Source organism: Halomonas nitroreducens (assembly GCF_003966155.1).
Lineage (GTDB): Bacteria > Pseudomonadota > Gammaproteobacteria > Pseudomonadales > Halomonadaceae > Halomonas > Halomonas nitroreducens.
On the sequence record NZ_RXNS01000027.1, the window covers coordinates 26,509 to 37,041 of the forward strand.

A 10,533-nucleotide genomic window follows, 5' to 3' on the forward strand; every position below is an offset into this window, starting at 1 on the left:
ATGGCCGTGTCGGCGCCAGCGGACTGGCACCTCTACGTGATCGAGACGGCCGGCGGGGCGCTCTATACCGGCATCACCACCGACGTGTCCCGGCGCCTGGCCGAGCATCGCGCCGGGCGAGGGGCCAAGGCCCTGCGGGGCAAGGGGCCGCTGGTTCTGCTGCATCACGAACGCGTCGGTGACCGGGGCGAGGCGCTGCGACGGGAAGCCGCCGTCAAGCGCCTGACCGCCGCGGCGAAGCGACAGTGGCTGGCCCGGCGTCGGGCCAGCGAATGACCACAAGGAAGGCGGGGCGTGGCCCCGCCGGCACAGGGAGTCCCCATGGATAGCCAATGGATCACCGATTTCGTCCAGATGCAGGGCACGAACTTCCTCATCAACCTGGTGGCGGCCGCCGCCATCTTCCTGGTCGGGCGCTGGGCGGCGAAGCTCGCCCACGGCCTCTCGCTCAAGGCCATGCAGCGCGGCAAGCTCGACCCGCTGCTGGTCAAGTTCCTGGGCAATATGCTCTATGCCCTGCTGATGATCTTCGTGGTGCTGGCGGCGATCAGCCAGGTGGGCATCCAGACCACCTCGCTGATCGCGGTGATCGGTGCCGCCGGCCTGGCCGTCGGCCTCGCCCTGCAGGGCTCGCTGGCCAACTTCGCCGCCGGGGTGCTGGTGATCATCTTCCGCCCCTACAAGATCGGTGACTACGTCGAGGCCGGCGGCGTGGCCGGAGTGATCGATGACGTCCAGATCTTCACCACCGAGCTCAAGACCGCCGACAACCGCAAGATCATCGTGCCCAACGGCCAGATGATGAGCGGGGCCATCACCAACTACTCGAGCCACGCCACCCGCCGGGTGGACCTGGTGGTGGGCGTCGGCTACGACGACGATATCGACACCGTGCGCCGGGTGCTGCAGGGCGTGGTGGCCGACGACCCCCGGGTGCTGGCGGACCCGGCGCCGAACATCCGCATGAGCGCCATGGGCGACTCCAGCGTGAGCTGGATCGTGCGGCCCTGGGTCAAGGCGGAGGACTACTGGGACGTCCACTGGGAGATGACCGAGGAGATCAAGCGGCGCTTCGACGCCGTGGGCATCAGCATCCCCTTTCCCCAGCGCGACGTGCATGTCTACCACCACCCCGAGACGCGGGAGGCACGCAGCGCGGCGCCCCTCGAGCGCTGAGCCGTCTTGCCACGCCACCGTGAAAGGGGCCGCCGGATGTCCGGCGGCCCCTTGTCTTGCGGCATCGGGCGGGGATCAGTGCAGCTTGAGGCGCGGCTTGATGAAGCGGTTCAGGCCGTCGACCACCACCATCAGGCCGGTCTTCAGCGCTCCGTGGATGGCGCGCTGGTGCATGCGATAAAGCGAGGCATAGAAGAACTTGGCGAGGTGGCCCTCGACGAACAGGCTGCGCGCCGAGGCCCCGCGCATCAGGCTGCCGATGGCATCGAAGTGGGCCAGCGAGATCAATGAGCCGCGGTCGCGGAAGACGAACGGCTTGAGCGACCGGTCCTCGAGCCGGGCCGCCAGGTTGCGGTAGAGGCGCGCGGCCTGCTGATGGGCGGCCTGGGCCCGGGGCGGGACGACCGAGCCGTCCTGCTGGGGGCAGCTGGCGCAGTCGCCGAAGGCGAAGATGTGCTCGTCATCGACGCTCTGCAGGGTCTCTGTCACCTTGAGGCGATGGTTGGGCTCGGTGGACAGGCCAAGCGTCGAGAGAAAGGCCGGGGCCTTGATGCCGGCGGCCCAGACGCTGAGGTCGGTTTCGATGCGCTCGCCGTCGGCGGTGAGGATGGCGTGGGGTTCGACCTGGGTGACTCGGGTGCCCACATGGACGCCCACTCCCAGCCGTTCCAGCTCGGCGTGCACCGCCCGGCTGATGCGGTCCGGCAGCGCGGGCAGCACCTTGGGGGCCGCCTCGATCAGGTGCACCTCGAGGTGCTCGCTGTCCAGCGTGGTCAGGCCGTAGCTGTTGAGCATCTGGGAGGCGCCATGCAGCTCGGCGGCGAGCTCCACGCCGGTGGCGCCGGCCCCGACGATGCCCACCCTCATGCGCGAGGGCGTCTCCCGGGGGGCGTTGTAGCGCAGGAAGGCATTGAGCATGGCCTTGCGGAACGCCTCGGCCTGCTGGGGACTGTCGAGGAAGTGGCAGTGCTCGCCGACCCCGGGGGTGCCGAAGTCGTTGCTGACGCTGCCGACGGCCATCACCAGCTCGTCATAGGCCAGGGTCCGCGAGGGCAGCACCTCCTCGCCGTCGTCGTCGAACACCGGGGCCAGGGTCAGGGTGCGGGTTTCCCGGTCCAGGTCGCACAGGGTGCCGAGCTGGAAACGATAGCCATTGGCCCGGGCGTGGCCCTGGTAGGAGATCTCGTCGAGACCGGAGTCCAGGGCGCCGGTGGCGACCTCATGCAGCAGGGGCTTCCAGATGTGGGTGGAGTTGCGGTCGACGAGCACGATCTCGGCACGCTTGCGCTTGCCGAACTTGCGGCCGAGCCGGGTCACCAGCTCGAGTCCGCCCGCGCCACCGCCGACCACCACGATGCGTGGTAGGGTCATGGGAGACTCCTGTCAGGAATGAAGAGGTAGAACCTAAATGGGTCGCCTGGGTCCGCTCGGGTGTCTCGTCCGGTGTCATCGGGCTGCGGACACGCGGCAGCCATGGCATCGTGAGGACTCCGGCCGGGTAACGGCGACGGCTGACCCTAGAATATGCCTCTTGCGCGCCCCTGCCTATGCCCTCATCAGGGTATCAGGCATGTTTTTCGTAATATTACATGCGCAGGGTGGCGCAGCCGCCGCCTGCCGTCCGTCATCCACTGTCCCGAGGAAACCGCTATGCACCCACTCCTGGCCGACATCCGACTGGTCGCCTTCGACCTCGACGGCACCCTGGTGGACTCCGTGCCCGACCTGGCCGCCGCGGTGGATGCCGCCCTGCGTGACCAGGGACTGGCCGCGCCGGGCGAGGCCCGGGTGCGCGACTGGGTCGGCAACGGCTCCCGGGTGCTGATGGAGCGGGCCCTCCACGACGCCGTGGGCCAGTCCCCCTCGGACGCCCGACTCGAGGCGGTCCACGCGGCCTTCCTGGTCCACTATGGCCGCGCGCCCTGTGAGCGTACCCGGCTGTATCCCGGCGTGCGGCCGGCACTGGATGGCCTGCGCGATGCGGGGCTCCCGCTGGTACTGGTCACCAACAAGCCCGCGGCCTTCATCGCGCCGATCCTCGAGCGCTTCGGCCTGGCCGCGCATTTCGCCCTCTGCCTGGGCGGTGACAGCCTGCCACGCCGCAAGCCCGACCCCCTGCCGCTGATCCATGCCGCCAGCCGCCTGGCGGTGGCGCCGCGTCACGGCCTGATGGTCGGCGATTCCCGCCACGACATCGCCGCCGGCCGGGCAGCAGGCTTTCGCACCCTGGCGGTGCCCTATGGCTACAATCACGGGGAACCGGTGAGCCTCAGCCGCCCGGATGGCACAGTTGAATCGCTGGCGGAACTCGTTTAGGGTGATTTGGATTGCGCTATAATAATGTGCAATATCAATAGTTTTTCGTTATAACGGATCTCGCGATCTCCTCCGATGGACACCCGCATGACGCTGGATGCCTTTTCCCGCCGCAACGCCACCTGTTCCCCCGCATGCCCTGGCCTGACCGGCGGCTGGCGATGGTGACGCTCGCCTGACCGGACGCTCCCCAGGGGCGTCGCTCGACTGACCATCGTCTTTCCCACCGCGAGGACCCGGGCCCATGATGACCCCCGAACGCTTCCGTGAGCTGGCCGCGGCCGGCTATAACCGCATCCCGGTCACCCGCGAGGTACTGGCCGACCTCGACACGCCGCTGTCCACCTACCTCAAGCTCGCCGATGCGCCCTGGACCTTCCTGCTGGAGTCCGTGCAGGGTGGCGAGAAGTGGGGCCGCTACTCGATCATCGGCCTGCCCAGCCACGAGCGCATCGAAGTGCGCGGCTTCACCGTCAGCCATATCGTCGACGGCCATGACGAGGGCGCGGTGGAGGTCGCCGACCCGCTGGCCTGGATCGAGGACTTCCAGGCGCGCTTCAGGGTGCCCCGCCTCGACGACCAGCCGCGCTTCGACGGTGGCCTGGTCGGCTACTTCGGCTACGACACCATCCGCTACATCGAGCCGCGCCTGCGCGGCGTGGAGAAGCCGGACCCGCTGGGCGTGCCGGATATCCTGCTGCTGGTGTGCAACGACCTGGTGGTGTTCGACAACCTCTCCGGCCGCCTGACCCTGTGGACCCATGCCGACCCCGCCGAACCGGAGGCCTACCGCCAGGCGGTGGCGAAGCTGGGGCGGCTCGAGGCCTCCCTGCGCGAGACGGCCATCCAGGCCAGCAGCCCCGGCACCGGCCGCGCCGCGGTGGAGGAGGGGCACTTCACCTCGGGCTTCACGGAGGAGGGCTTCAAGGCCGCGGTGGAGACCATCAAGGAATACGTGCTGGCCGGCGATATCATGCAGTGCGTGCCCTCCCAGCGCATGTCGATCCCCTACCAGGCGCCTCCGCTGGACCTGTATCGGGCGCTGCGCAGCCTGAATCCTTCGCCCTACATGTTCTACTTCAACCTGGGCGACCACCAGGTGGTGGGCTCCTCGCCGGAGATCCTCACCCGCCTGGAGGACGGCGAGGTCACCGTGCGACCGATCGCCGGCACCCGGGTGCGCGGCCGCAGCGAGGCGGAAGATCGTGCCCTGGAGGCCGACCTGCTGGCCGACCCCAAGGAAGTCGCCGAGCACCTGATGCTGATCGACCTGGGGCGCAACGATGTCGGCCGTATCAGCGAGACCGGCACGGTGAAGGTCTCCGACCAGATGGTGGTGGAGCGCTATTCCCACGTGATGCACATCGTCTCCAACGTCACCGGCCGGCTCAAGCCGGGGCTCTCGGCCATGGATGCCCTGCGTGCCACCTTTCCGGCGGGCACGCTCTCCGGGGCGCCGAAGATCCGCGCCATGGAGATCATCGACGAGCTCGAGCCGGTCAAGCGCGGGGTCTACTCCGGGGCCGTGGGCTATCTCTCCTGGCACGGCAACATGGACACCGCCATCGCCATCCGCACCGCGGTGATCAAGGACGGCGAGCTGCATGTCCAGGCCGGTGCCGGTGTCGTGGCCGACTCGGTGCCCGAGCTCGAGTGGCAGGAGACCCTCAACAAGGGGCGGGCGCTGTTCCGCGCCGTGGCCATGGCCGAGCAAGGCCTGGACAACCTGGAGTCGCCTTGACAGGGATCGCCGTCGGGCAGCACTATTGCCCCATGAACGCATCACAATGCACAGTCGGTCCGATCCAGTGGTGGCGCTCCTGAGCGAGGGGCGGCACGCTTGCGACCGAAGGAAATGCCGCCGTCAGGGCGGCATTTTTGTGTCTGCACATCCCTGCACGGCTGGCCCCGACACCAGGACGCCCCGGACGCCGACCGGGTGACCATACCGCTTTCGAACGCTGATGATGGATAACAGGACGCTATTGCCATGTCCGTGCTGATGATCGACAACTACGACAGTTTCACCTTCAACGTGGTGCAGTACCTTGGCGAGTTGGGGGCCGATGTGGCCACCTACCGCAACGACGCCATCACCCTGGAGCAGATCGAGGCCCGCGCTCCGAGCCACCTGGTGATCTCGCCGGGCCCCTGCACGCCCAACGAGGCGGGGATCTCCATGGCGGCGATCCGCCACTTCGCCGGCCGCCTGCCGATCCTCGGCATCTGCCTGGGGCACCAGGCCATCGGCCAGGTCTACGGCGGCAAGGTGCTGCGCGCTCCCCAGGTGATGCATGGCAAGACCTCGCGCATCCGCCACCTCGGGGTGGGGGTCTTCGCCGGCCTCGAGGATCCCCTGGAGGTCACTCGCTATCATTCGCTGGTGGTGGAGCGCGAGAGCCTGCCGGACTGCCTGGAGGTCACCGCCTGGACCGACGCCGATGATGTTACCCCCGGGCTGGTGATGGGCATGCGCCACCGCGAGCTGGATATCGAGGGCGTCCAGTTCCACCCCGAATCGATCCTCACGCGCCAGGGCCACGAGCTGCTGGCCAACTTTCTTGAGCGTCGCTGATACGTGCCATTGCCAAAGGAGAAGACGGCCATGCAGATGCGGGAAGCCCTCGGCGCGGTGATGCGCCGCGAGGACCTTAGCTTCGACCAGACCCACCGGGTGATGATGACCATCATGACCGGGGAGGCCACCGACGCCCAGGTCGCCGCCTTCCTGATGGGCATGGCGATGAAGGGCGAGTCCGCCGAGGAGATCAGCGCCGCCGCCCAAGTGATGCGCGAGCTGATGACGCCGGTGCGGCTGAGCGCCGAGAACGTGGTGGACATCGTCGGCACCGGCGGTGACGGTGCCAACCTGTTCAATGTTTCCACCGCGGCGAGTTTTGTCGCCGCCGCCGGCGGGGCCCACGTGGCCAAGCACGGCAACCGCGGGGTGTCGTCGTCCTCGGGCAGCGCCGACCTGTTCGCCGTGGCCGGCATCGACCTGGACCTGGACCCGGGACAGGTGGAGCGTTGCATCGAGGAGGTCGGCGTCGGCTTCATGTTCGCGCCCAACCACCATCCGGCCATGCGCCATGCCATCACGGCGCGCCGCGAGATGGGGGTGCGAACCCTGTTCAACATCCTGGGACCGCTGACCAACCCGGCCGGGGCTCCCAACCAGCTGCTGGGCGTCTACTCGGCCTCGCTATTGCCGCTGATGGCCGAGGTGCTGCGTCGCCTGGGCAGCGAGCACGTGCTGGTGGTCTGCGCCGAGGACGGCCTGGACGAGATCTCGCTGGCGGCGCCGACCCGGGTGGCGGAGCTCAAGGACGGCGAGATCCGCGAGTACACCATCGCCCCCGAGGACTTCGGCATTGCCCGCCACGACCTCGACGCCCTGCGGGTGCAGACCGCCGAGGACAGCCTGCGCCTGGTGGAGCAGGCCCTGGTGGGCGAGGGGCCGGCGGCGGACATCGTGGCGCTCAACGCCGGGGCGGCCCTCTATGCCGCCGGGGTCGCCGACACCCTCGAGGAGGGCGTCGCCATGGCCCAGGATGCCCAGGATGCCAAGCTGGCCCTGGAGAAGCTCAAGGAACTGACCAACTTCACCCGCGTCTTCGCCCAGTAGGCCGCCACCCAGGACACCGACATGACCGCACCTTCCGAGACCCCGACCATCCTGACCCGCATCCTGGCGCGCAAGGACGAGGAGGTCGTCGAGCGCCAACGGGCCGTGCCGGAGGCCGAGCTACTGCGCCTGGCCGCCGAGCAGTCCGCCCCGCGGGGCTTCGTGGCGGCGCTGGATGAGCGCATCCGCGACGGCGATCCCGGCGTCATTGCCGAGATCAAGAAGGCCTCGCCGTCCAAGGGGGTGATCCGCGAGGACTTCCGTCCCGGCGAGATCGCCGAGCGCTATGCCGCCGGCGGGGCGGCCTGCCTGTCGGTGCTCACCGATGCCGACTTCTTCCAGGGCCACGAGGACTTCCTGATCGAGGCCCGGGAGGCCTGCGCGCTGCCGGTGATCCGCAAGGACTTCATCACCCACGGCTACCAGGTCAGCGAGGCCCGTGCCATCGGCGCCGACTGCATCCTGCTGATCGTCGCCGCTCTCGACGATGAGCGCCTGGCGGATCTCCACCGCCAGGCGACCGAGCTCGGCATGGACGTGCTGGTCGAGGTCCACGATGCCCGGGAGCTGGAACGTGCCCTGGCGCTGGACCTGCGCCTGGTGGGCATCAACAATCGCGACCTGCACACCTTCGATACCCGGCTGGAGACCACCCTGGAGCTGCTGGAGCGCATCCCTCCCGAGGTGACCGTGATCACCGAATCCGGCATCCACACCCGTGGCGACGTGCTGCGCATGCGCGAGCACGATGTCCACGGTTTCCTGGTGGGCGAGGCCTTGATGCGTCGCGAGGATCCCGGCGAGGCCCTGCGCGAGCTGTTCTTCTAGGTAGGCGCCGGCCGTCCGTCCCCGCTCGCCCCGGCTCATGCAGCCGGGGCGAGCCCGTCGCAGGCAGGGGCAGGCTCAGCTGGCCGGCCGGGCCTCACGCGCGGGCGAGTCGGCGAAGATCAGGCTGACCAGGGTATCCCCCCGCCTCGGGGACAGGCCGCCCTCGGCGGTGGCCAGGCGAACACGACCGGACTGGCCGATACACAGCAGCGGGAGCCAGCGATTGCCGTGGGCATTGCGCTGATCCTCGAGCCGGGTCTTCTCGCCGAAGGCAATGCGGCGCAGCTCGCCCCCCTCGGCGACCAGCCGGGACAGCTTGGCGAAGGTCACGTCGCGCCCGAACAGCAGCGGCAGGTGGTCCAGGGCCTGGCCGTGGGGACGGTTGGCGCGTCGGCCCTCATCGACGGCCAGCCGGAAGACCCGGTCGCGGCCCAGCAGGTGCTCGAAGTGCAGCGCCGCCAGATCGTTGAGTTCGCGGTAGGGGGAGAGCGGCAGCAGGTAGCCGATGCCGCTGAGCTCCAGGTGCTGGGCGGCATGCTCCGAGAGCGGGTCGCCGTAGTAGGTGGCCAGCCCCGCCCGCTGGGCCAGCTGGATGGCATCCCAGCTGCTGTCGGCCAGCACTACGCTGACCCCGGCCGCCTGTAGTTGACTGCCCACCGCACGGGCCACCTGGTTGGCGCCGATGATCAGCACGCCGTCGGGGGAGGGGCGCTGCACCCCCAGCCAGCGGGCCAGGGGGCGCGACAGCAGACTCTGACTCACGACGGTACTGATGATCACCAGGAAGGTGACCGGCACCAGCATCTCGGCACCGGGCATGCCGATCTCCTCCAGGCGCAGGGCGAACAGCGAGGCGGTGGCCGCCGCGACGATCCCCCGGGGCGAGATGAAGGCCAGCAGCGCCTTCTCGCGCAGTTCCAGCCGGCTGCCCAGGGTGCACAGCCACACCGCCAGCGGACGGGCGACCCCCACCAGCACGGCGAGAAAGGCCCAGGCAGGCCAGCCCAGCAGCGCCAGCTGCTCCACCGTCAGCCGTGCGGCGAGCAGGATGAACAGCCCCGAGATGAGCAGTACCGACAGGGTCTCCTTGAACTCGATGATCGGCCGGGTCGGCACGCCCCGCATGTTGGCCAGCCAGGCGCCCATCACCGTCACGGTCAGCAGCCCCGACTCGTGGAACAGCAGGTTGGACAGCGAGAACAGCGCCAGCATCATCATCAGGGTGCCGAAGCTGTGCAGCTGGCGGGGCAGCCAATGGCGGCGCAGCACCTGGCCCCACAGGTGGCCGCCGGCGATGCCCAGCCCAAAGCCGATCAGCGCGGTCTTGCCGAACAGCAGCAGGGTCTGGGTGGCGGCATCGCTGCCGGAGCCCAGGGCCACGAATTCGTAGACCAGCACCGCGCCGATGGCGCCCACCGGGTCGATCAGGATGCCCTCCCAGCGCAGGATCTGGGTGAGGTGCTCCCGGGCGCGCAGGGTCTGCAGCATCGGCAGGATCACCGTGGGGCCGGTGACCACCAGCAGCGCCCCCAGCACGCTGGCCATCTCCCAGGACAGCGCCAGCAGGTAGTGCGCCGAGACGGTGGCGATCACCCCGGTGATCAGGGCTCCGCCGGTCACCAGGCGACGCACGGTATGGCCATGGCCGCCCAGTTCCCGGAAGTTCAGGGTTAGGCTGCCCTCGAAGAGGATCACCGCCACCGCCAGGGAGACCAGCGGGAACAGCAGGTCCCCGAACAGCGCATCGGGGTCGAGCAGCCCGGTGACCGGCCCCGCGGCAATGCCGGCCACCAGCAGCATGAGGATCGCCGGCAGCTTCAGCTGCCAGGCGAGCCATTGGCAGATCAGCGCCAGCAGGCCGATCGCCGCCAGGTCGAGGCCGGCATGCTCCATCGTCGTCGCGCTCCGTTGAATGAAAGGGCGCGAAGCCTAGCGTCGCCGGCCGTCACATGCAATCCATTGGCTCGATGTGCGATGTCGATGTCGGTTCACCGCTGCCACCACCACAGGATCAGCGAGAGCACCGCACTGATCAGCAGCATGGTGGTGAGGGGAAAGTAGATGGTGGTATTGCCGCGGCGGATCAGAATATCGCCCGGCAGGTGCCCGAGGGGCAGCTTGCCGAGCCAGGGCCAGAGGACCCCGGCGGCGACCAGCAGCAGGCCGATAAGGATCAGCGTCTTGGACATCTCGCCTCCTCATTGCCGGGGCTGTTCAGGCGACCGTTCCCGGGGTGCCGGACCATCGAGGAGGCGCTGTGAACCCTTCCCTAGGCGCTACCGACGCCCCGCGGCGCTGCTCCGCTTGCAGGGCCGGTGCTGCCATCCCTGGCCAGCTCGCGCGGAGCAGTGCTCCTCACCCATGGCGTAGGACCTCCTCTGCGAACAGTCGCCTGTGCCCGTGTTGTGTGCCGTGTCTAACCGTTCAGCCGGCCCGCCGGAGCGCCTCCAGCAGGCCCTGCAGCGGATGCGGCAGGGCGCTATCCGAGAGCCGCTTGGCCTGGCTGCGGCAGGAGTAGCCGCTGGCCAGCAGGCGGCCGGCGTTGGCCGGGTCCTCCACCCGCGGCTGCCAGGACTGGGCGTAGATGG

At 69.0% G+C, this 10,533-nt stretch carries 10 protein-coding genes; 7 read left to right on the forward strand and 3 right to left on the reverse strand.

Annotation, left to right across the window (positions count from 1 at the left end):
• A complete protein-coding gene (locus tag EKG36_RS19530) occupies positions 1-276 on the forward strand; it encodes a GIY-YIG nuclease family protein (RefSeq protein ID WP_126486953.1) in 276 nt (91 codons plus the stop codon).
• A gap of 45 nt (positions 277-321) precedes the next feature.
• Positions 322-1,176 (forward strand): mechanosensitive ion channel family protein, encoded by an 855-nt coding sequence (locus EKG36_RS19535; RefSeq protein WP_126486954.1) that lies wholly within the window; start codon positions 322-324, stop codon positions 1,174-1,176.
• Positions 1,177-1,251: 75 nt separating this feature from the next.
• Here EKG36_RS19535 and EKG36_RS19540 read toward each other — a convergent pair whose 3' ends face one another.
• On the reverse strand, positions 1,252-2,547 hold the full coding sequence (locus tag EKG36_RS19540) for an NAD(P)/FAD-dependent oxidoreductase (protein ID WP_126486955.1): 1,296 nt from the start codon (positions 2,545-2,547) through the stop codon (positions 1,252-1,254).
• A 279-nt stretch (positions 2,548-2,826) separates the two neighbouring features.
• On the opposite strand from EKG36_RS19540, the gene EKG36_RS19545 reads away from it, so the two are divergent.
• The 5 genes from EKG36_RS19545 (at position 2,827) to trpC (ending at position 7,945) form a co-directional block, all read left to right on the forward strand.
• The gene (locus EKG36_RS19545; protein WP_126486956.1) at positions 2,827-3,492 is read left to right on the forward strand and encodes a phosphoglycolate phosphatase; all 666 of its coding nucleotides are present in this window, start codon (positions 2,827-2,829) and stop codon (positions 3,490-3,492) included.
• A gap of 247 nt (positions 3,493-3,739) precedes the next feature.
• The gene (trpE, locus tag EKG36_RS19550) at positions 3,740-5,233 is read left to right on the forward strand and encodes an anthranilate synthase component I (protein WP_126486962.1); all 1,494 of its coding nucleotides are present in this window, start codon (positions 3,740-3,742) and stop codon (positions 5,231-5,233) included.
• A 249-nt stretch (positions 5,234-5,482) separates the two neighbouring features.
• The gene (locus EKG36_RS19555; protein ID WP_126486957.1) at positions 5,483-6,067 is read left to right on the forward strand and encodes an anthranilate synthase component II; all 585 of its coding nucleotides are present in this window, start codon (positions 5,483-5,485) and stop codon (positions 6,065-6,067) included.
• A gap of 30 nt (positions 6,068-6,097) precedes the next feature.
• Complete coding sequence (gene trpD, locus EKG36_RS19560) at positions 6,098-7,117, forward strand: anthranilate phosphoribosyltransferase (protein WP_126486958.1); 1,020 nt, start codon at positions 6,098-6,100, stop codon at positions 7,115-7,117.
• A gap of 21 nt (positions 7,118-7,138) precedes the next feature.
• Positions 7,139-7,945 (forward strand): indole-3-glycerol phosphate synthase TrpC, encoded by an 807-nt coding sequence (trpC, locus tag EKG36_RS19565; protein ID WP_126486959.1) that lies wholly within the window; start codon positions 7,139-7,141, stop codon positions 7,943-7,945.
• 75 nt (positions 7,946-8,020) lie between these two features.
• On the opposite strand, the gene EKG36_RS19570 is transcribed toward trpC, so the two are convergent.
• Together EKG36_RS19570 and EKG36_RS19575 are read right to left on the reverse strand one after the other, a co-directional pair.
• Positions 8,021-9,838: a cation:proton antiporter gene (locus EKG36_RS19570; RefSeq protein ID WP_126486960.1), complete on the reverse strand. Its 1,818-nt coding sequence runs from the start codon at positions 9,836-9,838 to the stop codon at positions 8,021-8,023.
• Between the two features lie 95 nt (positions 9,839-9,933).
• A complete protein-coding gene (locus EKG36_RS19575) occupies positions 9,934-10,134 on the reverse strand; it encodes a DUF2905 domain-containing protein (protein WP_126486961.1) in 201 nt (66 codons plus the stop codon).
• Positions 10,135-10,533 lie beyond the last annotated feature (399 nt).